The organism is Actinoplanes sp. NPDC051411, assembly GCF_040682075.1.
Taxonomy (GTDB): Bacteria; Actinomycetota; Actinomycetes; order Mycobacteriales; family Micromonosporaceae; genus Actinoplanes.
In genome coordinates this window covers 75,168-98,011 of sequence record NZ_JBFBAD010000007.1, presented here as the reverse complement: position 1 = coordinate 98,011, position 22,844 = coordinate 75,168, and the positions used below count along the sequence as shown (strand labels likewise).

The 22,844-nt window shown below is 71.9% G+C and carries 20 protein-coding genes; 11 read left to right on the top strand and 9 right to left on the bottom strand.

What is annotated here, in order from left to right; translation table 11 throughout:
* Positions 1 to 6 precede the first annotated feature (6 nt).
* A complete protein-coding gene (locus tag AB0M88_RS05925) occupies positions 7 to 672 on the bottom strand; it encodes an alpha/beta hydrolase (RefSeq protein WP_364096018.1) in 666 nt (221 codons plus the stop codon).
* Positions 673 to 748: 76 nt separating this feature from the next.
* Here AB0M88_RS05925 and AB0M88_RS05920 point away from each other — a divergent pair, with 76 nt between their 5' ends.
* Together AB0M88_RS05920 and AB0M88_RS05915 are read left to right on the top strand one after the other, a co-directional pair.
* Positions 749 to 1,369, top strand: coding sequence for a TetR/AcrR family transcriptional regulator (locus tag AB0M88_RS05920; RefSeq protein ID WP_364096014.1), 621 nt, complete (start codon positions 749 to 751; stop codon positions 1,367 to 1,369).
* A gap of 289 nt (positions 1,370 to 1,658) precedes the next feature.
* A complete protein-coding gene (locus AB0M88_RS05915) occupies positions 1,659 to 4,199 on the top strand; it encodes a glycoside hydrolase family 3 C-terminal domain-containing protein (RefSeq protein WP_364096011.1) in 2,541 nt (846 codons plus the stop codon).
* Positions 4,200 to 4,230: 31 nt separating this feature from the next.
* Here AB0M88_RS05915 and AB0M88_RS05910 read toward each other — a convergent pair whose 3' ends face one another.
* Entirely contained in the window at positions 4,231 to 5,562 is a 1,332-nt protein-coding gene (locus tag AB0M88_RS05910) for a BNR-4 repeat-containing protein (RefSeq protein ID WP_364096008.1), read from the bottom strand.
* Positions 5,563 to 5,838: 276 nt separating this feature from the next.
* Between AB0M88_RS05910 and AB0M88_RS05905 the strand changes: the two genes are divergently transcribed.
* From AB0M88_RS05905 to AB0M88_RS05890, 4 genes are all read left to right on the top strand, one after another.
* Positions 5,839 to 7,074 carry a fused response regulator/phosphatase gene (locus tag AB0M88_RS05905; protein WP_364096005.1) on the top strand — a complete coding sequence of 412 codons (1,236 nt, stop codon included), beginning with the start codon at positions 5,839 to 5,841 and terminating at the stop codon, positions 7,072 to 7,074.
* A 49-nt stretch (positions 7,075 to 7,123) separates the two neighbouring features.
* A complete protein-coding gene (locus AB0M88_RS05900) occupies positions 7,124 to 7,510 on the top strand; it encodes a hypothetical protein (protein ID WP_364096002.1) in 387 nt (128 codons plus the stop codon).
* Positions 7,511 to 7,594: 84 nt separating this feature from the next.
* Complete coding sequence (locus AB0M88_RS05895; protein ID WP_364095999.1) at positions 7,595 to 8,269, top strand: DUF6766 family protein; 675 nt, start codon at positions 7,595 to 7,597, stop codon at positions 8,267 to 8,269.
* Positions 8,270 to 8,444: 175 nt separating this feature from the next.
* Entirely contained in the window at positions 8,445 to 9,467 is a 1,023-nt protein-coding gene (locus tag AB0M88_RS05890; RefSeq protein ID WP_364095996.1) for an NADPH:quinone reductase, read from the top strand.
* On the opposite strand, the gene AB0M88_RS05885 is transcribed toward AB0M88_RS05890, so the two are convergent.
* Positions 9,454 to 10,056, bottom strand: coding sequence for an SGNH/GDSL hydrolase family protein (locus AB0M88_RS05885; protein WP_364095993.1), 603 nt, complete (start codon positions 10,054 to 10,056; stop codon positions 9,454 to 9,456). The genes AB0M88_RS05890 and AB0M88_RS05885 overlap by 14 nt on opposite strands.
* Before the next feature lie 58 nt (positions 10,057 to 10,114).
* On the opposite strand from AB0M88_RS05885, the gene AB0M88_RS05880 reads away from it, so the two are divergent.
* Positions 10,115 to 13,066, top strand: a complete 2,952-nt coding sequence (locus AB0M88_RS05880; RefSeq protein WP_364095990.1) for a tetratricopeptide repeat protein — start codon at positions 10,115 to 10,117, stop codon at positions 13,064 to 13,066.
* 41 nt (positions 13,067 to 13,107) lie between these two features.
* Positions 13,108 to 14,736 (top strand): AMP-binding protein, encoded by a 1,629-nt coding sequence (locus AB0M88_RS05875; protein ID WP_364095987.1) that lies wholly within the window; start codon positions 13,108 to 13,110, stop codon positions 14,734 to 14,736.
* 14 nt (positions 14,737 to 14,750) lie between these two features.
* Here AB0M88_RS05875 and AB0M88_RS05870 read toward each other — a convergent pair whose 3' ends face one another.
* From AB0M88_RS05870 to AB0M88_RS05850, 5 genes are read right to left on the bottom strand one after another with little or no spacing between them, the layout of a single operon-like run.
* Positions 14,751 to 15,518, bottom strand: coding sequence for a hypothetical protein (locus AB0M88_RS05870; protein WP_364095985.1), 768 nt, complete (start codon positions 15,516 to 15,518; stop codon positions 14,751 to 14,753).
* Positions 15,518 to 16,246, bottom strand: coding sequence for an endonuclease/exonuclease/phosphatase family protein (locus tag AB0M88_RS05865; RefSeq protein WP_364095982.1), 729 nt, complete (start codon positions 16,244 to 16,246; stop codon positions 15,518 to 15,520). Before AB0M88_RS05865 ends, AB0M88_RS05870 begins: the two co-directional genes overlap by 1 nt.
* A complete protein-coding gene (locus AB0M88_RS05860; protein WP_364095979.1) occupies positions 16,179 to 17,627 on the bottom strand; it encodes a phosphatase PAP2 family protein in 1,449 nt (482 codons plus the stop codon). The genes AB0M88_RS05865 and AB0M88_RS05860 overlap by 68 nt, the downstream gene beginning before the upstream one ends.
* Complete coding sequence (locus AB0M88_RS05855) at positions 17,617 to 18,603, bottom strand: YihY/virulence factor BrkB family protein (protein WP_364095976.1); 987 nt, start codon at positions 18,601 to 18,603, stop codon at positions 17,617 to 17,619. Before AB0M88_RS05855 ends, AB0M88_RS05860 begins: the two co-directional genes overlap by 11 nt.
* Positions 18,600 to 19,553: a diacylglycerol kinase family protein gene (locus AB0M88_RS05850; protein ID WP_364095973.1), complete on the bottom strand. Its 954-nt coding sequence runs from the start codon at positions 19,551 to 19,553 to the stop codon at positions 18,600 to 18,602. Before AB0M88_RS05850 ends, AB0M88_RS05855 begins: the two co-directional genes overlap by 4 nt.
* 66 nt (positions 19,554 to 19,619) lie before the next feature.
* Here AB0M88_RS05850 and AB0M88_RS05845 point away from each other — a divergent pair, with 66 nt between their 5' ends.
* Genes AB0M88_RS05845 through AB0M88_RS05835 form a run of 3 tightly spaced genes read left to right on the top strand, consistent with a single transcriptional unit; the run spans position 19,620 to position 21,513 of the window.
* A complete protein-coding gene (locus AB0M88_RS05845; RefSeq protein ID WP_364095970.1) occupies positions 19,620 to 20,120 on the top strand; it encodes a DUF1990 domain-containing protein in 501 nt (166 codons plus the stop codon).
* Positions 20,117 to 20,902 (top strand): MBL fold metallo-hydrolase, encoded by a 786-nt coding sequence (locus AB0M88_RS05840; protein WP_364095967.1) that lies wholly within the window; start codon positions 20,117 to 20,119, stop codon positions 20,900 to 20,902. The genes AB0M88_RS05845 and AB0M88_RS05840 overlap by 4 nt, the downstream gene beginning before the upstream one ends.
* A complete protein-coding gene (locus AB0M88_RS05835; protein WP_364095964.1) occupies positions 20,899 to 21,513 on the top strand; it encodes a VTT domain-containing protein in 615 nt (204 codons plus the stop codon). The genes AB0M88_RS05840 and AB0M88_RS05835 overlap by 4 nt, the downstream gene beginning before the upstream one ends.
* Before the next feature lie 298 nt (positions 21,514 to 21,811).
* Here AB0M88_RS05835 and AB0M88_RS05830 read toward each other — a convergent pair whose 3' ends face one another.
* Positions 21,812 to 22,660, bottom strand: coding sequence for a serine hydrolase (locus tag AB0M88_RS05830; RefSeq protein WP_364095961.1), 849 nt, complete (start codon positions 22,658 to 22,660; stop codon positions 21,812 to 21,814).
* Positions 22,661 to 22,844: the final 184 nt, after the last annotated feature.

The following is a 22,844-nucleotide window of genomic DNA, read 5'->3' as shown; positions in this document are numbered from 1 at the left end:
GGCCGGTCAGCTCCGGGCGATCTCGTCCAGCAGCCGGGCCAGCTCGGCCGGCCTGGACAGGAAGGGGGAGTGGCTGGTGGCGATCCGCCGCACACCCTTCGCGTGGCCGGACATCGACTCCTGCAGCGCCACCGGCAGCGAGCCGTCGTTCTCGGTGACGATGTATGTGGACGGGACGGTGTGCCATGCGGCCTCGGTGACCCGGTCCGCCCATGGCTGGATCCGCTGCCGCACCAGCCGGTTGACGGCCGACTCGGCCACGTCGTCCGGAACGTCAGCGTAGAGCTGGGCCCGGGGGTCGTCGCCGATCGGGAAGTAGCCCTCGGTGTCGTCCGGGTCGGGCATGCCGTGAAGCGTGAACATCGACTCGTTCACATCGGGCAGGTAGGCGGCCAGGTAGACCAGATGCTGAACGTTCGGCCGGCCGGCCGCGCCCTCGGTGACCGGGATGCCGCCGTACGAGTGGGCCAGTACCACGGCCGGCCCGTCGACCGCCTCGATTGCCGCGCGCACCGCCGCCGCGTCCTCCGCGAGGCCGCCAAGCGCCTCCGGCCCGCTGGTCACCAGCTTCACCGCGATGCTCGGATAGCCGAGCCGGTCCAGCTCGCCGCGCAGCAGATCGAAGGTCGACGGCAGGTGCCAGGCTCCCGGAACCAGAACAAACGTTGTCATGTCGTTTCCTTTATCGGACGCCGTGTCGGACAGTGTGTCCGAGTAAAGCATATGGGTAGCCGCCTAAAATTCCCGCATGCCATCAGTCACTCGCCGGTCCTCGTCCGGCGCGACCCGTCGCGCCGCGGTAGAGGCGAAGATTCTCGAGTCGACCGAGCGGCTGCTCGCCGGCGGCGCGCGTTTCACCGAACTGGGCGTACAGCGGCTGGCCGCCGAGGCCGGGGTCGCCCGGTCAACCTTCTATCTGCACTTCCGGGACAAGACCGAGCTGCTCCTGCGCCTGATCGACACGTTGGCCGACGGCGCGTTCGAACTGATAAGCACCGCCCCGCCGGTCGAGGGCATGGCCGGGATGGTCGAGGCGATGGTCCGCGACCTGAGCTACTACCGTGAGCGACGGCACCTGCTGGCCGCGGTGCTCGAGGTGGTCGCGTACGACGAAGTGGCGCGCGAATACTGGGACGGCCAGCTGCAGCGCTTCATCGAGCAGGCCGAGACCTGGCTGCGCGCCGACCAGCAGGCCGGCCGTACGGCGAGCGACCTGGACCCGGCCACCGCCGCCCGGGTCTTCGTCTGGGGCGGCTTCCAGGTCCTGGCCCACCAGGTCTTGACCGGCCCGCCGGACCAGGACGAAACGGTGGCCCGCGAGATCGCCAAGCTGGAGTGGTACGGCGCCTTCCGTCGCCCACCCGGCTAGCGCCGTTCGGAGCCCGGATCACCCACTCGGCGCGAGCGATGCCCTTCGGTCGAGCGGGCACGGCCCGACAACCTCATGCGGACAAACTCCCGGCCTCGTCGCGGACCCTGCGCCCGCGATCAAGAGCGTCGCTTCCCGGAAACCGGGAGGGCAGCGTTCTTTAGGTCTGACATTCAACCGGCTGGTGTGCCCGTTGCCCTGGTCCGGCCGCAAAGTTAGCCTCATCGATATACGTAGGCGGAAGCCGTTCACATATGTGGCAGCTGGACACCTCTGGGAGGCCGGAGACATGCAACGGATTGTTCGGTCGTTGGTCGCCGTCGCGGCGGCCGGCGCCGTCGTGACCGCGCTCGCCGCGGCAACCCCGGCGACCGGCCCGGGTGCCGGCTGCGCGGGCGAGCCGTGGATGGACACCCACCGCTCCCCCGGCCAGCGAGCCACGCTGCTCGTCGCGCAGATGACGCTCGCCGAGAAGACGCAGGAGATGCACACCCTCTCCGACGCCGAACACTCCCGCGAGGTGGCGCCGATCCCCCGGCTGTGCATCCCGGCGCTGCTGATGAACAACGGCCCGGCCGGGGTCGGCTCCGGCGGCCCGGTACAGCACGCGGCGACCGCGCTACCCGCTCCGATCGGTCAGGCGGCGACGTTCGACCCGGGCGCCGCCCGCGGCTACGGCGCGATCGAGGGCGCCGAGACCCGGGCGCAGGGGCGCAACCTGATGGAGGGCCCGAACGTCAACATCGCCCGGGTGCCGCTCAACGGCCGTACGTTCGAGGCGTTCGGTGAGGATCCGTACCTGGCCGGGCAGATCGCGGTCGGCAACATCCGCGGCATCCAGTCCCAGGGCGTGATCGCCGACGTGAAGCACTACGCCGCCAACAACCAGGAGGCCAACCGCGACTCGGTCAACGAGCTGATCGACCAGCGGACCCTGCACGAGATCTACGAGCCGGCCTTCCAGGCGGCCGTCCAACAGGGACGCTCGGGCTCGGTGATGTGCGCCAAGAACCTGGTCAACGGCGTGCACGCGTGCCAGAGTGCCGACCTGCTCGCGAACACCCTCAAGGACGCGTGGGGCTTCCCCGGTTTCGTCATCTCCGACTTCAGCTCCTGCCACGACACCGTCGGGTGCGCGGACAACGGGCTCGACATCGAGCTGCCGTCCGCCACCTACTACGGCGACGCGCTCACCCGGGCGGTCCAGTCCGGCCAGGTGAGCGAGGCCACGGTCGACGAGCACGTGCACCGCATCCTGGCCACGATGATCCGCTTCGGCCTGTTCGAGCGGCCGCCGACCACCACGCCGATCGATGCCAAGGCGGACGGGGCGGTCGCTCGCCGGCTCGCCGAGCAGGCCACCGTGCTGCTCAAGAACAGCCGCGGCCAGTTGCCGCTGGACAGCGACCGGCTGCGCTCGGTCGCGCTGATCGGGCCGGGCGCGGCCACCGCAACGACCGGCGGCGGTGGCAGCCCCGCGGTGGCGCCGCTCTACACCGTCAGCCCGCTGGACGCCATCACGAAGCGGGCCGGGCACTCGAAGGTCACGTACGCCGAGGGGATGCCGCCGGTGAACCTGGGACCGCAGCCGGCGGTGCCGAGCTCCGCCCTGCACAATCTGACCGCCTCGTACTATCCGAACAGCACCTGGTCCGGCGCGCCCGCACTGACCCGGGCCGAGCCGTGGATCGACACCGATTACCACTTCGTGCCCCCGGTGGCGGGCCTGCCCGCGACCGGCTGGTCGGTGCGCTGGACCGGGTCGCTGACCGCGCCGGTGACCGGTGACTACACGTTCAACCTGACCAGCCGGGGCGCGGCCACCCTCTACCTCGACGGCGCCCAGCTGACCCACGGTGGCGGCAACTTCCCGTCCGGCACGACCTCGGTCACCGTGCACCTGGTCGCCGGCGAGGCACACCAGGTGCAGGTCGACTATGCCGGCACGAGCACCATCGAGCTCGGCTGGACGGCACCGTCCGATGCGTACGACAGCGACATCGCCGACGCCGTGCGGACCGCCCGGTCGGCGGCCGTCGCGGTGGTCTTCGTCGGCGAAGAGGAGGCCGAGGGCATCGACCGGAGCACCCTGCAACTGCCGGGCTACCAGGACCGGCTGGTCTCCGCGGTGGCCGCGGCCAACCCGCACACGATCGTGGTGCTCAACACCGGCGGACCGGTGCTCATGCCGTGGCTGAACCAGGTCGCCGGGGTGCTCGAGGGCTGGTATCCGGGCGAGGAGGACGGCAACGCGATCGCGGCCACCCTGTTCGGCGACGCCGACCCGGCCGGCCGGCTGCCCATCACCTTCCCGAAGAACCTGGCCGACACGCCCGCCGACACTCCCGCGCAGTATCCCGGCGTGAACGGCGTCGCCACGTACTCCGAGGGCGTGTTCGTCGGCTACCGCCATTACGACGCGGCCGGCATCCGGCCGCTGTTCCCGTTCGGGTACGGCCTGTCCTACACCGGCTTCCGCCTCGGCCACCTGCGGTACTCCCCCGGCCGGGACGGCGTCACGGTGCGGGTCGAGGTCACGAACACCGGCCGGCGCACCGGCAGCCAGGTCGTGCAGGTGTACACCGGCATCCCGGGGTCGGCCGCCGTGCCCGAGCCACCGCACCAGCTGGCCGGTTTCGCCAAGGTGACCCTCCGCCCCGGGCAGACCCGCCAGGTCGTGATCCAGATCGCCGCGCGCGCGTTCGCTCATTGGGACACCGCGACCGGCCGGTGGGTGGTGCCTGACGGCACCTACCGGCTCTCCGCCGGCACATCCTCGGCGGATCTCCCGCTCTCCGCGACGCTCCGGCTTTCGGGCGTACGGCCGTGACTATCTGATCGAGCGCGTGGCCGGGGCCCCTTCAGCGACCGGGGGCCCCGGCCACGTACACGTCGCCGTCGGCCACCGCAACGTCGCGGTCGCTGCTGGCGCCGGTGGCCAGGATCCTCGCCGGGTCACGGTGATCGGCGATCACCTCGATCCGCTGCACGGCCCGCGGCGTGGCGATCGCCGACTCGAACCGCCAGCGGGTGCCGCCGGTCAGCCGATAGGTGGTGATTCCGGGCGTCCCCGCGTCGTCGGTGCCGTAGACCCGCCACGTCGTCGCGTCGAGGCGTTCCATGTCGCGGACCCGCACACCGGTGGTCACCTCCCGGTTGCGCCAGCCGCCGAGCGGCGACCACAGCGCGGCCTCGTCATGCACCCGGCCGTCCGCGTCGAGGCGCATCCAGACCACGAACGGCCAGGCGCCCAGCGTGCTGCCGACCAGGCTGATGTAATCGGGCGAGCGCGGGTTGACGGTCTGCAGCGGCGTGTCCACCACCTTGAGGTGCGCCTCCTGATCGGCGTCGTCGACGGTGGTGCCCAGGTCGTGCCCGTCCGCGGCGTGGAAGTGCAGATCGGCCGGGGTGAAGGTGGCGTAGTAGATGTTCCGGTGATAGCGGTCGTGCAGGTGGCCCTCGGGTCCGCCGCCGGCGAGGGTGTAGACGATCCCGATCCGCTCGCCGTGCAGCAGCGTGGCCGGCTCGTAGCGGAGCTGACCGACGTAGACCTCGTTCATGTTGTCGGCCCGGCCGAGCGGCGCGATCGCCCACCGGTCGCCGGTCAGCGACGCGGAACTCTGCCAGGTCAGCCCGTTGTCGGTGGAGCGCACGTACTTCATCGGCCGGGTGTCGGTCGGATAGCCCGGGTCGAAGTCGCCGGCCGTCTCCCGGATGAAGACGAAGAGCGTGCCGTCGGCGGTGCGTACCGGCATCGGATAGGTCGCGCCCAGTCCGGCCGGGATCTGCACGTCGGTCCAGGTTCCCTCGATCGAGTGCGGCTTCGGGGAGCGGGCCACCCAGAGTTCCTTGTTGTGCAGCCCCCGGAAGACGAGCAGGTGCCCGTCGGCGGCCTGCACCATCGTCGGGTAGTTGTGCGAGTCGTTGTCGCCACCGGCCACCAGCACGGGCGCCGACCAGGTGCGGCTGCGGTGGTCGTAGGCCTGCACGTAGTTGTCCTCGTACTGGCCTCCCCAGGAGATGAAGGTCTTCCCGGCGGCGGCGTCATAGAGGCCGCCCGCGACAGGCCGCCGGTCGGTGCGCGCGGCGACCGCGGTCGCCGGCGTCATGACCGGGGCGGAGGCGGGCGGCGGGGCGGCGCCCGCCGCGGCGACCAGGGCGGCGAACGACGCCGCCATTGCCTGTGTACGCATGGCAACTCCCTTGAGCGGCTCATGTCCACATATATAGACGCGATTCATATTCGTGGAAGTCAAGTAAGCACAAGTTAGCTTTCACTCTCATGGCCGTCAAGACGACGACATAGGCGCTTGCGGCAAACGCCTCCGTGAACAGCTGAGCTCACTTCGCTGCCTCGATCGGTGCCCCACGGGTGAGGCATACTGGCCTCGTCGTTGGATGGTGAACGCGGCGGTGGACGACGTCGCGAGCCGCACGTGTGCGGCAGCTGACTCGCGGCTGGGGTGTCGATGACGAGCGTTGACGGCAGAGCGGGTGTCCGGTCCCGGCGCCAGGGCTCGGCGCCCGCGGACGGCTACACAATGCTGCTGATCGAGGACGACCCGGGTGATGCCGTGCTGGTCCGGGAACATCTGGCCGACAGCGACGTGGTGGCTCGTCTCGAGACAGCCGGCACCCTGACCCAGGCGCTCACCTCGAACTGCACCCCCGATGGTGTGCTGCTCGACCTGCACCTGCCGGACGGGCACGGGCCGGCGGCGTTGCAGCAGGTCCTCAACCGGTGGCCGCAGTCCGCGGTCCTGGTCCTGACCGGTCTCAACGACGCCGCCGCGGCGGCCGCGGCGGTGGCCGCCGGCGCCCAGGACTACCTGGTCAAGGATCAGATCGACGGGCTTGTCCTCGGCCGCACGATCCACTACGCGATCCACCGCAAACGTGCTCAGAACGCCGAGCGCAGCCTGCGCGACAGCCAACTGCTGGCCAGCGAGAACGTCCGTCTTCAGCGGGGCCTGCTGCCCAAGCCGATCCTCGCCGACCCGGCCGTGCGCCTGGTCAGCCGATACCTTCCCGGGCGGCAGCGGGCGTTGCTGGGCGGCGACTTCTACGACGTCGTGCAGACCAGCGACGGCGCGGTGCACGCCGTGATCGGCGACGTCTGCGGCAGCGGCCCCGACGAGGCCGCCATGGGCGTCGCCCTGCGGGTCGGCTGGCGCACCCTCACCCTGGCCGGAGTGCCCAAGACCCAGCGGATGCGGCTGCTCGAGGACGTGCTGGTCGCCGAGCGCCCGCACGACGGCATGTTCGCGACCGTCTGCGGCGCCCGCATCGAACCGGACCGGTCGCGGGTCGTACTGACCAGCGCCGGGCACCCCGCGCCGCTGATCATCACCCCGGCCGGCGCCCGGCCGGCCGGGGTGCGCAACGGTCTGAGCCTGGGCATGTTCCCCGGCCGCGGCCGGTGGCACGAGTCGACGATCGCCCTGCCACCCGGTGCCGGCCTGCTGCTCTACACCGATGGCGCCTTCGAGGGTTTCTGCACCGACGGCACCCGCCTCGGCGAGGACCGCTTCCTCGACCTCGCCGGCCGCCTCGCCACGATCGGCGACCCGGTCGAATACGTCGACGCCCTGCTCGCGGCGGTGCAGCACGACGACGGCCGGCACAACGACGACACCGCCCTCCTCTACATCACCCACACCGGCGCCGCCCGGGCACCCGGCCCGGTGAGCCCCGGCCGCGCCTGATTAAAACTCGTAGAGATCGGGAATCCCCCCGCCCATGAAGGTGATCTCGGTGGCCGCGGCAGCGGTGCTCGTGGCCGGGCTGGCGGGGTGCGGGTCGGTCGGTGACCGGCAGGCTGCCGCGTCCGCCGCGGCGGTCCGCCTGCTGACCGCGGTGCAACAGCATGACGGCAGTGCCGCGTGTGTGCTCCTGGCCCCGAAGACCGCCGCGGAACTGACCGAGTCGGCGGACAAATCCTGTCCGGAGGCGATCCTCGACGAGAATCTGCCGGCGCCCGGCGAGGTGACCGGTGCGCAGGTGTACGGGCAGTGGGCGCAGGTCCGGCTGACCGGCGACACCGTGTTCCTGGCGGTTTTCGGTGGCGGGTGGCGGGTGGTCGCGGCCGGCTGCACGCCGCGTGGCGACCAGCCCTATGACTGCACGCTGCAGGGAGGTTGAGCTGATGCGGCCGTTGTTCACGCTTCTGCTGCTGGTCATCGCCGTCGGCCTGGTCTATTTCTCGGCGCTGGGGGTGCTGCACCGATGAAACGGTTCCTGCGGGACAACTCCCTCGGGCTGGTGTTCGGGGCTCTGTTCCTGATCGTGCTGATCGCGCAGGCGTTCGCCGGGCACGCCGACTTCAACCAGCAGCAGCTGACCGAGGGTCTGCCGCCGGTCTCCTTCGCCCGCTACGTGACGTCGGCCAGTTTCGGCGCCGACGTGCTGGAGAACTGGCAGTCGGAATATCTGCAGTTCTTCCTCTACATCTTCCTGACCGTCTGGCTGCTGCAGAAAGGGTCGCCGGAGTCCAAGGAGCTCGACAAGGCGGGCCTCGAATCCGAGCGGGAGCAGAAGATCGGCGCGTTCGCGGACGCCGGCTCACCGAAATGGGCCCGGGTCCGCGGGTTGCGGCTGTGGTTGTTCTCCAACTCGCTGGGCCTGGTCATGGGACTGATCTTCGTGCTGTCCTGGCTCGGCCAGTCCATCGCCGGGGTGGCCTCGTTCAACGAGCAGCAGCTCGGCGACCTGCAGGATCCGGTGTCCTGGCCGAAGTACCTGACCGAGCCGGACTTCTGGAACCGCACCCTGCAGAACTGGCAGTCCGAGCTGCTCGCGGTCGCGTCGATGGCCATCCTCGCGATCTACCTGCGGCAGCGGGGCTCCTCCCAGTCGAAGCCGGTCGGCAGCGCGCACACCTCGACCGGCGTCGAAGGCTGAGAGCACGGCACCCTCGTCGCCGGGCTCCTCATCCGCTCCGGTCGCAAGCCCATGCCGGAAGACCCGGCCGACGCCGAGATCGAAATCGCGCAGTCACTCGCCGAATGATCCGGTCCCTCCTTGGGCAACCAGAACGCCCGAGCCGGGCGGCCCGCTTCGTGGAAGGATCGGGGGAATGAAGGCGATCATCTACCGCGGCAACGGCGACCCCGAGGTTCTCCAGCTGGTCGATCGGGAGGTGCCCGCGCCCGGCGCGGGTGAGGTGCGGGTACGCGTCGTGGTGTCGGGCGTCAACCCGACGGACTGGAAGACGCGCTCCGGCGCCACCAACCCCCTGCAGTTTCCCGAGGTCACACCGCACCTCGACGGAGCCGGGGTGATCGACGCCGTCGGAGAGGGTGTCGACCCCGGCCGGGTCGGGCAACGGGTGTGGCTGTGGATGGCGACCGCCGGCCGGCCGACCGGCACCGCCGCCGAGTTCACCGTGGTGCCCGCCGAGCGGACCGTGCCGCTGCCCGACGAGGCCGGCTTCGACCTGGGGGCGTCGCTCGGCGTGCCGGCGCTCACCGCGCATCGCGCGCTCACCGTCTCCGAGGACGGGCCTCGCCGTCTGCGGCCAGGCGCTCTCGACGGCAAGGTGGTGCTGGCCGCGGGTGGCGCGGGGGCGGTCGGGCACGCCGTGATCCAGCTCGCGCGCTGGGCCGGCGCGACCGTGATCAGCACGATCAGCGGGCCGGAGAAGGCGCGGCTGGCCACCGCCGCCGGCGCCCACCACGTGGTCAACTATCGCGGCGACGACCCGGCCGGTGAGATCCGCGGGATCGCGCCGGACGGCGTCGACATCGTCGCCGAGGTGGCGCTCGGGGCCAACCTGGCGCTCGACCTGGCCGTGCTTCGCACGCGGGGCACGATCGCGACGTACGCCAACGACGGCGGCCGGCCGGTCGAGCTGGACGTGCGGCAGAACATGACGCTGAACAGCCGCTTCCAGTTCCTGGTCCTCTACACGGCCGGCTTCGACGTGCTCACCGCGGCGGTCGAGGACGTCGCCGCCGCGGTGCGCGACGGCGCGCTGCCGGTCGGCGAGGAACACGGGCTGCCGCTGGTCCGCTTCCCGCTCGACCAGACCGCCGAGGCACACCGGGCGGTGGAGAACGGCGCGGTCGGCAAGGTCCTGGTCGACGTCACCGATCGCTGAGGGTGCGACAAGTACGACAACGATCATTGAGGGCGTCGAGGAGTGCGGCGGCCACGATCGCGTGGCCGCGCGCGTTGATGTGCAACCCGTCATCGCCCAAAACCCCGTCGCCCTGGCCCGGGTGCTCGGCGAAGTCGACGTGGAGGCCGCCGTGGTGGCGGCAGAGGCGTTCGGTCAGCGCGCCGAGGGTGCGCAGCCGGTGGGCCGTCCCGGTCCCCAGGGTGGCGGAGAGGTCGAAACAGCCGAGCGTCACCACCAGCGCGCCGGCCCGGCTCAGTGGTTCGATCATGCCGGCCAGATCGGTCTCGACCTGTTCCGGCCGGAAGGAGCGCCGGGCGGCGTCGTTGGCGCCGGCCGCGACAACCGCCAGGTCGGGGCGGAACGCCAGGGCCGGCCCGAGCTGTCCGGCGCTGATCTCGGCCGCCCGGGCGCCGGCGACGCCGAGGTTGAGATAGGCGTCCGGGTCGAGGGCCCGCACCAGGCGCTCGGCCCAGGTCAGTGTCGGATAGCCGTCGACCGGGTCGCCCCGGTGGACGGCGATGCTGTCGCCGAGCACCGCGATTCGGTGCCAGGCCTTGGTTTCGGTCATGCGGCGGACCGTAGGCGGCCGGTCTTGAAGCTTTCTGGCGCGTCGTAGAGTCCACGGCGTGACCGAGGTGCGGTTGCGTTTGCTGGGTGCGGTGGGGCTGCGCGTCGACGGGACGGACGTGCCGCTGGGTCCGGCGCGGCAGCGTACGGTCCTGGCCGCCCTCGCGATGGACGCCGGCCGCCCCGTCCAGATCGACACCCTCGTCGATCGCGTGTGGGGTTCGTCCCCGCCCGACCAGGTCCGAAGCGTGGTCTACAGCTATGTCAACCGGCTCCGGCAGGCGCTGCGCGGGGCCCGCGACCGGGCGGCGCTGACCCGGCGGTCGGGCGGGTACGCGCTCGACATCGACCCGCCGTGCGTCGATCTCCTGCTGTTCGAGCGGCTGGCCCGCGGCGGTTCGCCGGCGGAACTCGACGCGGCGCTCGCCCTGTGGCACGGGCCGGCACTGGCCGATCTCTCCGGCGAGTGGGTGTCGCGCACCCGCGACCTGCTCGCGCAGCGGCGGCTCGACACGACGGTCGAGTGGGCGCGGGCCCGGCTCGCGGCGGGCGGAACCGACGCGGTGATCGAGGTGCTGCGCCCGCTGGTCGAGGAGCACCCGCTGGTCGAGCCCCTGGCGGCGCTGTTCATCGAGGCCCTGCACCGGCAGGGCCGGGGCGCGGAGGCCCTCGACCGGTGGGCGGCCGTACGCGGTCACCTCGTCGCCGAACTCGGAACCGAGCCCGGCCCGCAGTTGCGCGCGCTGCACCAGGTTCTGCTGCGGCCGACCGCGTCCGGCCCCAGTTCGCTGCCGGCCGACACCGCCGCGTTCACCGGCCGCGAGCGGGAGATCGCCCGGCTGGTACGGGCCGGCCCGGGTGTGCACGCCATCGCCGGCATGCCGGGGGTGGGCAAGACCGCTCTGGCGGTGCATGTGGCGCACCGGCTGCGGGACTCCTTCCCGGACGGGCAGATCTTCGTCAACCTGCACGGCCACACCGCCGGGCGCGACTCCGCCGATCCGGCCGAGGTGCTCGCCACGCTGCTCACCGCGGACGGGCTCGACCCGCGGCGGCTTCCGTCCGGTGTGGAAGCCCGTTCGGCGCTGTGGCGGTCGCGCATGGCCGGGCGCCGCGCGCTGGTCGTGCTCGACAACGCGTACGACAGCGCCCAGGTGACCCCGCTGCTGCCGACCGCCGACGGCTGCCTGGTGCTCGTCACGAGCCGGCGTTTCCTCGGCGACCTGCCGGCCGACGCGGTGCCGGTCGCGCTCGACGTACTCGCGTCCGACGAGGCCAGCGCCATGTTCCGCCGGCTCGCGCCGTCGCCGGGCGGTGACCCGGCCGCGCTGGTGGCGGCGTGCGGCCACCTTCCGCTCGCGGTCGCCCTGCTGGCCCGGCTGCTGCGCCGGCATCCCGGCTGGACGGTCGCCGACCTGCTGCGCGAGACCCGCGAGCGGCTCCTCGACGTGACGGCCGAGCACGCCAGCATCGCCGCCGCCTTCGATCTGTCGTACCGTCACCTGCCCGCCGTCCGGCAGCGCTTCTTCCGGCTTCTCGGGTCGCATCCGGGCACCGAGTTCGAGCCGTACGCGGCCGGCGTGCTGGCCGGTCTTCCGCCCACGGCGGCCCTGGCCGAACTGGACGCGTTGCACGCCGACCACCTGCTCATCGAGGTGGGCCGGCGCCGATACACGATGCACGACCTGATCCGCTCGTACTGCCGAACCCTGGCCGATCCGGCCGACCACGACGCCACCGCCCGCCTGCTCGACTTCTATGCCGCGACCGCGGCCGCCGCGAACGCCCGTCTCGCCCGGATGACCCGGCCGGGGCCACCGCCGCCGCCCCTTCCCGAGGGGGTCGACCCACTCACCTGGCTGCGCGTGGAGCGAGCCAACCTGCTCGCGGCCGCCGACCTCGGGCCGGTGGTGGCCGTCACCGCCGGAATGGCCGAGCTGCTGCGCCGGGACGGGCCGTGGAGCGAGGCGCTGGTCCGGCACACCGCCGCGGTCGAGCGGGCGGCCGGCGTGGAACGGGCCGGCGCGCTCCTCGATCTGGCCACCGTGCGGCGGCTCACCGGCGACTATCCGGGCGCCGCCCGGGACGCCCGCGAGGCACTGGCCGGTTATCGGGCGGTGAGCAACCGGCTCGGTGAGGCCAACGCCCTGGTCGTCCTGGCCAAGGCGCTGTCCCGGGCCGCCGGATATGTCGATTCGATGCCGGTCGTAGCGCGGGCGCTCGACCTCTACCTTTCCCTGGGCGATCGGCTCGGCGAGGCCGGCGCTCTCGTCGAGCTGGCGATCGCCCGCGGCATGACCTCCGACTTCCGCGGTGCCCAGCAACTGCTGCGCCAGGCGCTGGAGCGCTACCGGGCGCTGGGCGACCGGCCGGGCGAGGCGTACGCGCTGCGCGTCCTCGGCATCGCGCACGGCCGGGTCGGCGACTTCACCGGCGCGCGCGAGTTGCTGACCGAAGCGCTCGACCTCTACCACCGGCTGGGCGCCCGCATGGGCGAGGCTCTCACCCGCAACGACCTCGGGCGGGCGATGGCGGGGACCGGCGACTATCCGGCCGCCGTCGATACGCTGCGCGCCGCCCTGCGCGGCCACCGTCGCCTGGAACACCGGGTCGGACAGTCGACCGCCCTGCACTACCTGGGCGCGGTCCTCCGCCGCTCCGGCGATCTGGCCGGCGCCTCGACCGCGCTTCAGGGGGCACTCGCGCTCGACCGCGAGATCCACAACCGGAGCGGCGAGGTGATGGTTCTCAATGAGCTGGGCGCCGTACACCGGCTGTCAGGCGACGTCGACCGGGCTCTGACCGCCCACCGGGAGGCTCTCGCCCTGGCCGACGAGGTCTCCAGCCCGTTCGACCGGGCCCTCTCGCTGGCCGGCTTCGGCCGGTGCGCCATGGCCCGGGGCCGCACCGGCGAAGGCCGGGCCCAGCTTCGCGCGGCGCTGACCATCCTTCGGCGGATCGACGCGGCCGAGGCGGCGGAGGTGGCCGCCGACCTGGCGGCCCTCCCCTGAGGCGCAAGAATTCTTCCAGATCGCCGTCGCACGCTGCCGCCATGACAACGCTTTCCTACGCCCACGGGACTTCGACCGAACCACTGCTGGGCGACACCATCGGTGCTCATCTGCGGCGCACCGCCGACCGGCTCGGCGACCGGGAGGCGCTGGTCGACGTGCTGAGCGGCACCCGGTGGACCTATCGGGAACTCGACGACCGGGTCGACGTGCTGGCCCGCGCGCTGCTCGGACTCCACGTCGCCAAGGGCGACCGGGTCGGGATCTGGGCCCCCAACCGGCCGGAATGGCTGCTGCTGCAATACGCGACGGCCCGGATCGGGGCGATCCTCGTCAACATCAACCCCGCTTACCGTACGCACGAGCTGCGCTACGTCCTGCGTCAAGCGGGAGTCAGCGTGCTGGTCGCCGCCGAGGCGTTCCGCTCGGCCGACTACCGCGCGATGGTCCGCGAGGTCCGGCCGGACTGCCCGCGGCTGTCGACCGAGATCTTTCTCGGCACCGACTGGCACGACCTGCTCGGCCTGGCCGACGGGGTGACTCTCTCCGACCAGGATCTGTCCCCGGACGATCCGATCAACATCCAGTACACGTCGGGGACGACCGGCTTCCCCAAGGGCGCGACGCTGTCGCACCACAGCATCCTCAACAACGCGTACTTCGTGGCGCACCGCCAGGGGTGGTCGGCGGCCGACCGGGTCTGCGTACCGGTGCCGTTCTACCACTGCTTCGGCAACGTGCTCGGCACCCTCGCGGCGATGACCCACGGTGCGTGCGTGGTGGTCCCGGCGCCCGCCTTCGACGCGCGGGCCACGCTGGCGGCGGTCGAACAGGAGCGGTGCACCGCCCTGTACGGCGTACCGACGATGTTCATCGCCGAGCTGGCCGAGCCCGGGTTCGGCCGCTTCGACCTGTCCAGCCTGCGTACCGGAGTGATGGCCGGGTCTCCGTGCCCGGTCGAGGTGATGAAGCGGGTCGTCGCCGACATGGGGATGGCCGAGGTGACGATCTGCTACGGAATGACCGAGACCTCACCGGTGGCCACCCAGAGCCGCCGCGACGACGACCTGGACCTGCGGGTGTCCACGGTCGGCACCGCCCTGCCGCACATCGAGGTCAAGATCGTCGACCCGGTGACCGGCCTGACCGTGCCCCGCGGTGAGCCCGGCGAGTTCTGCACGCGCGGCTACTCGGTGATGCTGGGCTACTGGGACATGCCGGAGCGCACCGCCGAGGTGATCGACGCGGCCCGCTGGATGCACACCGGCGACCTGGCCGTGATGACCGCGGACGGCTATGTGAACATCGTCGGCCGCATCAAGGACGTCGTGATCCGCGGCGGCGAGAACGTCTATCCGACCGAGGTCGAGGAGTTCCTGCGCGCCCACCCCGGCCTCCTCGACGTGCAGGTGATCGGCGTGCCCGACGACCGGTACGGCGAGGAGGTGATGGCCTGGGTGATCCCCCGGGACGGCGCCGAACCCCCGACGGCGGCGGCACTGCGCGACTTCTGCGCCGGGCGGCTCGCCACGCACAAGATTCCGCGCTACGTGCTGGTGGTGGACGCGTTCCCGCTCACCGTGACCGGCAAGGTCCGGAAGACCGAGATGCGCGACCGGTCGATCCGGGAACTGGGCCTGGAGGCCGCCGCGGCCGCCCCCACGGCCTGAAGCCAGCTGACAGGTCAGCTGACCAGGCTCAGCATCTCGCGTTCGGCCGGTGACAGTTCGCAGTCGATGAGGTGCAGCTCGGAGACCGCCGAGTCGATCAGGGCGTCGAGGTTCTCGAGGCGGGCCGCGTTGGCGATCCAGAGGGTGGTCAGGGACGGTCCGATCACGTCGGCCAGGTCGATCACCCGGTGCGGCTCGGTCGGGGCGGCGGCGAGCAGGCGGATCTCGCGCAGCCCGGTCAGCCCGCGCAGCGGCGCCGAGCCGGCCAGCGAATAGTTGATCGTCACCAGGCGCTCCAGATGCGAGCAGTGCTGCAGGCCGTCCAGGTTGCCGCTCTGGCCGTTGCCGCGCAGGTGGAGCTGGGTCACGGCCCGGGCGCCGGCCAGCATCCCGAGGTCGGTGCCGCGCCAGTCGATGACCCGCAGCGCGGTCAGGTTGGGCCAGAGCCGCCCGACGCAGATCCCGGACCGGTCGGAGAGCAGCGCGCTGCGCAGCCGCAACTGCTCGACCGGCGGCACCGGCCGGTCCGAGTGGGTGGCCAGGGTGAGCGACTCCAGCCGCGGCAGCTGGAAGGCGGCCACGTCGTCGGTCACCGGCCAGGTCAGGTCGAACGAGCGAAGCCCGGCCAGTTCGTGCAGAAATCGTAGGTCGGCCGGCTGCCAGGTCTCGTCGGGCAGCAGCACCAGACCGTCGTACCCGCCCTCGTGGAACTCCTTGGCGGCCGCCTCGGTCCACGGCCCGGCCATGGCGACATACCAGTGCATGAGCGAGAAGTCGGGCATCAGTCCAGCGTCGCACGCGCGGGCGGCCACCGGAGCGAAACTACGACCGGGTAGTGGTCGGAGGCATCGGGATCGTCACGCACAACCCTCGCCGATGCAGCATGCAAACCGCCCGCGAGCAGCACATAGTCGAGTCGCATCGGCGCGAACTCGGCGCTTCGCAGTGCCGTCGGCACGGTGGTGCCGTCGCCCTCCCCGACCTCCAGCCAGGCATCGGAGAAGACGCGGGCGAAGGCGGCCATCGCCCGGGTGTCGATCTCACCGTCCGGCCCGAGGTGCCGCCGGCGATAGAGCGGCGGCAGCGGGCCGGGCACGGACAGGGAGTTGAGGTCCCCGGCCAGAACCACGGGACCGCGGTGGTCCAGCCGGGCGGTCAGCCAGACCGCCTCGCGGCGGCGGCGCTCCGACGCGTACGGGTTGAGGTGCGCGCTCACGACGGTGAGTGACTCGCCCCCGGAGCGCAGGGTGACCGCCGAGGCCGCGTGATGCAGCTGCCACCGGAACGAGCGCCGCCCGGTGATCGTCAGCGACGGGCGCCAGAACACCCCGACCGGCTGGCCGAAGACCGACCGGGCGACGTGCCCGGTCAGCCCGGTCGCCGCCTCGAACTCGGCCCGAGGAAAGCCCCGCAGCTCCTGAAGGGCCAGAACATCCGGCTGCTCACGCTCGACGAGGGACAGAATCCGGGGCAGCCTCGACTCGCCCCCGTGGAGCAGGTTCCACGTCATGACCTTCACGGAGCACCGTCCAATACAGCACCGAGATCCAGCAGGCGGCGAGCAGGGCGGCCCCGAGCGCATCGGTCGGATGGTGCTCGCCCCGGTACATGCGCGACAACGCGACCACGATCGGCATCACGATCGCCAGACCGATGAACACCCACCGCCACCATTGGCGAACACGGCCCGTGACGACGATCGCGATCGCGGTCCATAGGCAGATCGTCGCCGCGATGTGCCCGGACGGGAACGACGACGTCGGCATCTGGCCGTCGAGCTGGGCGACCGGCGGCCGGGGCCGGCCCACCGCGGCCGCGCTGCACAGGAACAGCGTGATCTCCCCGACCATGGTCAGCACGACGAACAGGACCGGCCGCCACCGTCGCCACAGAGCCAGCGCGAGCGGGCAGAACACCAGTGAGACGGCGAGGATCGCGTGGGTGTCGCCGGCTTTGCTGCCGAGCCAGCTCAGGTGGTCGAATGTGGGCGTGCGGAAGGTCTGCAGCCAGCGCGGCACCGCGTTGTCGGGCCCGCTCGGAATCACGTGGGTGAGCAGATAGCCGAGCACGTAGAGCAGCCCGAAGGTCAGCGTCCACCCGACCAGGATCTCCGCGCCCTTGGCCCACGGGTGCGGCAGAACCGTGCTCTCCGGGCTTTCCGCCGGAGCCGGGGCGATGTCGGCCTCCGGTTCGAGACCCTCCGCCGGCGAGGGGGTGGGCAGGCCCGCTTCGCGGCGCCAGACCCGGAACGCGTACGCGGTGACGCAGATCCACGCCACGCCGAGCAGCCACCCGGCCAGCACGTCGGAGACGAAGTGCACGCCCAGCGCGATCCGGCTCAGCCCGATCAGCACCACGATCAGCGCGGCCAGGGCCACGAACCAGCCCCGCCACCGGTGCCGCACGACGGCCAGGAAGACCAGCGTCAGCATGCCGTAGACGATCGTCGAGCCGAGCGCGTGCCCACTCGGAAAGCTGTTGCCCGAACCGTGCGCGACCGGGTCGGCGACCACCGGCCGCACCCGCCCGACCAGCGTCTTCAGCGACGGGTCGAGGATCAGCGCGCCGATCCCGGTGACCGTGAGATAGATCGCGAGACGCGGCTGCCGCCGGATCAGCAACGCCACGACGGCCAGCACGACCAGCGAGATCAGCGTGCCCGAGCCGCCGAGGTGGGAGATCGCGGTGGCGACCTTGACCGCCGGCGGATGGGCCGAGACGACCCGGTTGAGGTCGTTGGCGACCGACTGGTCGAGGTGGAGCAGCGGGTTCCAGTGGTAGCGCACGAGCAGCAGCAACGTGCCGAACCCGAGGCCGGCGGCCACGACGGCGACCAGGCCGGCCAGGCTGCGCTCGGCGAAATGCCGGAAGGGTAGACGCTCAACGACCACGGCTCGTCCTCTGCTTCGGCGGCTGCCGCCGGGCGGCAGCCGGTTTCCAGGCGTCCTGCTTGGCCGGCCGGCGCACGCCGACCCGCTTGGCCTCCAACTGAGCGGCGAAGGCGACCCCGATGAACAGGGCGAGGCCGGTCAGGTTGGCCCAGAGCAGCAGGGCCATGATCGCGGTCAGGGCCCCGTAGGTGGCGCCGAACTCGCCGCTGAGCCGGACGTACCCGGCGAGCAGGATGCTGGCCAGCCACCACAGCACGGTCGCGACCACCGCCCCGAACAGCAGCCACGACAGGGCGGGCTGGTGGCGGCGGGGGGCGTACCGGAAGAGCAGGCCCACCGCGATCACCGTGAGCAGCAGGCTGACCGGCCAGCGCACGAAGTCCCAGGTCACGCGCAGATCGCCGGCCCAGCCCCAGTGCCGCTCGGCCGCGTCGCCGAACGGGCGCCCGGCCACCAGCAGCAGAAAGCCGAACAGCGCGGGCACGCCGGCGACCAGCATCAGCACCGTCGCCCGGGTGTACTTCGCGACCGACGGCCGGTCACGCTCGACGCCGTAGATCCGGTTGGCGCCCCGCTCGATCTGGGCCATCGCCGTGGTCAGCGCGATCAGCCCGGTCAGCAGGCCCAGCACCAGCGCGAGCTCGCCGTGCTTGTCCTCGATCAGCTGCCGGACGAGCGGCTCGCTGGCCCCCGGGGTCACCGCCAGAACGGTGTCCCCCACGACCTTGCCACCGTTGTCGGCGCCGAGGTCGGAGACGAGCCCGGAGAACGCGATCAGGAACGGCACGATGGCCAGGCAGAGCTGGAACGCGAACGCGCGGGCGTGACTGAAGCCGTCGCCGTACCGGAAGCGCAGGAACGCGTCCCGGACCAGCGCCCACCGGCCGTAGCGGCGCAGCGCCCGGTACGCGTCGTCCGCCGAGAGGTCGTCCCCGCTCATCTCGCGGGTCTCGGGGACGGGTTCGACGCTGCTCATTCCGCCCACGCCTGCGCTTCGTCCGCCGCGGCGGAAGCGTCGTAGGCCAGGTCGGGATCGCTGTCCGGCTGCGGCACGCAGAGCAGCAGGGCCCGCCGCCGCAGGCCGATCTCCAGGGTGCGGCCGGGCTCGATCAGGTCGCCGTCGAGCTGGCGGGACTGGCGGTGGTTGCTGACGATCGTGACCCGCTCGGCGGTGTAGGTCTCCATCAGAGGCCTCCGCGGCCGGCGCAGCATCACGCCCAGGCTCAGCGAGACCCAGTGCCGCAGGTTGTTCGGACTCAGGATCGCGACGTCGAGTTTGCCGTCGTCCGGCTCGGCCGCCGTGAGCAGCCGGATGCCGCCCTGCAGGCGCCCGACGTTGCCGACGATCACCGAGCGCGGTCGCCGGGGCATCGGCGGCCCGTCGTCCAGCCGGATCCGCACCCGCATCGGACGGTCCCGCAGGTGCTTGAGCGCCCCGACCACGTACGCCGGCCAGCCGACCGCCTTCTTGGCGGTCTCCGACGTGCCCTCCAGCATCTGAGCGTCGAAGCCCATCCCGGCCATCACCACGAAACACCGGTCCTCGACCGTGCCGACGTCGATCCGGCGGCGCCCGCCGTCGAGGGCCACCTGCACGCCGGTCGCCGGGTCGCTGTCGAGGCCGAGGTTGGCCGCGAGCAGGTTGCCGGTGCCCGCGGGCAGCACGGCCAGCGCGACGTCGGTGCCGGCCAGGGCGGTGACCACGGCGGTCACCGTGCCGTCACCGCCGCACGCGAAGACCAGCTCGGCTCCGTCCCGGACGGCCTGTTCCGCCTGGCCCCGGCCGGGATCCTCCTTCGTGGTCTCGAACCAGGCCGGTGCCGGCCACCCGGCGGTGGCCAGGCCCTCCTCGATCGTGCGACGCAACTGGTCGAGATCGTTCACTTTGACGGGGTTCACCACGACGGCGGTGCGGGGTCCGGTCACGGCGGCAATGTGCCCACAACGGCAACTCGGGAATCATCCGTCACCGCGATGGGCAAGACTTGCCCCGTGAGTGAACTGACGTATGCACCGATCGGCCGGACCCTCACCGGCGATCTCCCGGACGGTTTCCGCCACCTGCGCTACCGCACCTACCTGGGCAACGGGGACGAACTGTTCCGGCGCTCCACCGAGGCGGTGATGACCTTCGCGATGCACCGGGCGATCGGCGCGAAGGTCGATGCCACGGCCGGCCGGGCCGCGACGGGCGTGCGGCTCACGGTGGGTGCCGGCCCGCTGCGCGTGCCGTGCGAGGTGGTCTGGGCGATCGAGGAACCGGCCCGGTCCGGGTGGGGCTACGGCACGCTGCCGGGGCATCAGGCCTCCGGGGAGGAGGCCTTCGAGCTCGTACGCGAGGAGACCGGTCGCGTGTGGTTCCAGGTCATCGCGTACAGCCGCCCGGCGCGGCTGCCGATGAAGGCGGCCGGGCCGGCGGCCGTGCTCGTCCAGCAGGCGTACGCCCGGCTCCTCGGCCGGGCGCTGAAGCGGCTCGGTACGGTGAACGGGTGAGCAACACGTCGGTCACCTGGTGGGGGCACAGCACCGTGTGGCTCGCCGACTCGGGCAGCACCCTGCTCACCGACCCGGTGCTCACCGATCGCCTGGCCCATCTGCGGCGCGCGGCCGGACCGACCCCGCGACTGCCGGGCGAGCCCGACGCGATCCTGCTGTCCCACCTGCACGCCGACCACTTCCACCTGGCGTCGCTGCGTGCCGTACCGGGAAAGCCGTTGCTGATCATGCCGCGTGGGGCCGCGGATTTCGCGGCCAAGGCCCTCGGGCCGCCGGCCGCGTCGCGCATCGTCGAGCTGGCGCCGGGCGAGCAGGCCGCCGTCGGCCCGGTCAAGGTGCGGGCCGTGCCGGCCGCGCACGACGGCGGCCGCGGCCCCTGGTCCCGTGAGCGCGCCCTGGCCGTCGGCTTCGTCGTCGAGGGCGCCGCCCGCACCTGGTTCGCCGGCGACACCGGCCTGTTCGACAGCATGTCCGAGCTCGGGCCGATCGACCTCGCGCTGATCCCGGTCGGCGGCTGGGGCCCCACGCTGGGCTCGCACGGCCACCTCGACGCGACCACCGGGGCCGAGGCGCTGCGCCGGTCGCAGGCCGGGTGGGCGGTGCCGGTGCACTACGGCACGTTCTGGCCGATCGGGCTGAATCGAGTGCGGCAGCACATGTTCCGCGAGCCCGGCATCCGCTTCGCCGAGGAAGCGGCCCGGGTCGCGCCCGACGCCCAGGTGCGGGTGCTGGCCCACGGCGAGACCCTGACCATCAACCCGATCGGCCACGTCGCGTGACCGCCGCTCTGGCCGCCCTGGGCTGGCTGTTCCTCGTAGTCTCCTTCGGCGCGATCATCCCGATCGTGCCCACCGGCGCCGCGGTCAGCGGTGCGGCCGCCCTCGCCTTCCACAACAACAAGATCGACTTCCTGTTCGTGATCGCCGCCGGCGCCGCCGGCGCCTACCTGGGCGACCTGGTCATGTACGCGATGTGCCGGCTCGGCGGCGAGCAACTGGCCCGGCGGCTCCGCTGGCTGCGCGACGAGGAACACCTGGCCGCGGTCAAGGAACGCCTGCACAAGAGCCAGGTGCCGGTGCTGCTGGTCTCCCGGCTGATCCCGGGCGGCCGGGTCCCGGTGCTGCTGGCGGCGGCGTTCCTGGGCCTGCCCTGGCGCACCTTCATCGTCGCCAACGCGCCGGCGTGCGCCCTGTGGGCCGCGGTCTACGCCGGCATCGGCGTGGCCGGCGGCTCGATCTTCCCCGAGCCGTGGCAGAGCGTGGTGGCGGCGGTCGCCCTGATCCTGGTCGTCAACCAGACCATCTCGTGGATCCAGAAGAAACGCCGTGCCGCCTCCCCCTCGGTTCCTCCCGCCCCGGTCCCCGACGCCTCCGCCGATCAGGTCAAATAGCCGCCCGGCTGGTCCCCGCCCGCGTCCAGCACCCGGCGTGCGCCGGACCTGGCCGGGCGACTCGGGGCCGCCGATGACCGCGACCCGCTCGTGGCCCTGCTGAGGCCGCCGGCGACTGCGCCCGAAAGCCATCGCCTCGGCGACGGCCGATCGTCATGGCTCCGGCAGCGCGCGCACTCACCGGGACCGGCTGTCTCCCCGCGCGCTCGGCCGCATGCTGCCCGCTCCGGCCGAGGTGGTGCCGAGGGCATTGGCCACCGCGGTGTGGCAGAGCTCGCCTCGATCGCGGGGAAGGTCGTCAGTACTTCAAGTATTGCCTGGTCATCTTCGCGACCTTTTCGACGACCGTGATGCCGGCGGCCATCGAGGTGTGGTCGTGTGAGAGCACGGCGATCGAGACGTCGGTGTTGGGGCCGGTGATGCGGCCGACCGAGTTGATGACCCATTTGCCGCCGTCGGCCGTGCGGGTGTCCCAGCCGTTCTTGACCGTGAAGACGTCGGCTGACGTCGCCGCCGCCGGGACGCCCCACTCCTGGGACTTGTCGACGCTGTTCATCAGGGTGAAGGCGAGCTTGCGGGAGTCGGCGTCGAGGGGTGACGACGTGGACACCAGCTGGGCCAGGAGCTTGACCTGGTCGTCGACTGTGGTGCGGGTCAGGCCCCACGCGCTGTTGACCTTGGTCTGGGTCAGGCCCAGGCGCTTGTCGCAGGCCTGGACGGCCGAGTTTTTGCCGAGCTTGTTGAACAGCGAGGTGGTGGCGTCGTTGTCGCTGAGCCTGATCATGCGCTTGGCCAGGGCGAGCTCGGTCGACGTGAGGTCGCGGTCCTTGTCCTGGGCGGTCAGCAGCAGGCACGCGAGCACCTGCACCTTGACCACGCTGGCCGTGTCGTAGGTTGACGTGCCGCGGTAGGAGAACTTCTGCCCGGTCTTCTTGTCGAGCACGGCGACCGAGAACTCGGGCACGGTCGCGGCGTACTTCTTCAAGGCCGCGTTGAGCGCGGTGACCTGTTTGGCCCTCGCCTGGGCCGCGAGTTCTTGCGGGCTGGGCCCGGTCGGGGTCGGGGACGACTTGCTGGTCGCCGCCGAGTCGGAGAAGCCGGCTAACGGCAGACTGCCGCCGTTGTGCTTGACGCCCAGTCCGACCAACCCCGCACCTCCGAGGATCCCCACTGCCGCCACGGCCAAGATCCAGCTTCGCGTACTCCGCACATGTTGCATAGTGCCGTGTCGAAGGCCGTCATGGTCGACCTGGGGGCGCCTCTTACCAACTTGGCAGAGACTTTCGACGGACTGCCGGGGTGGCATCACCGACAGTCACCGGTTCGAGTGC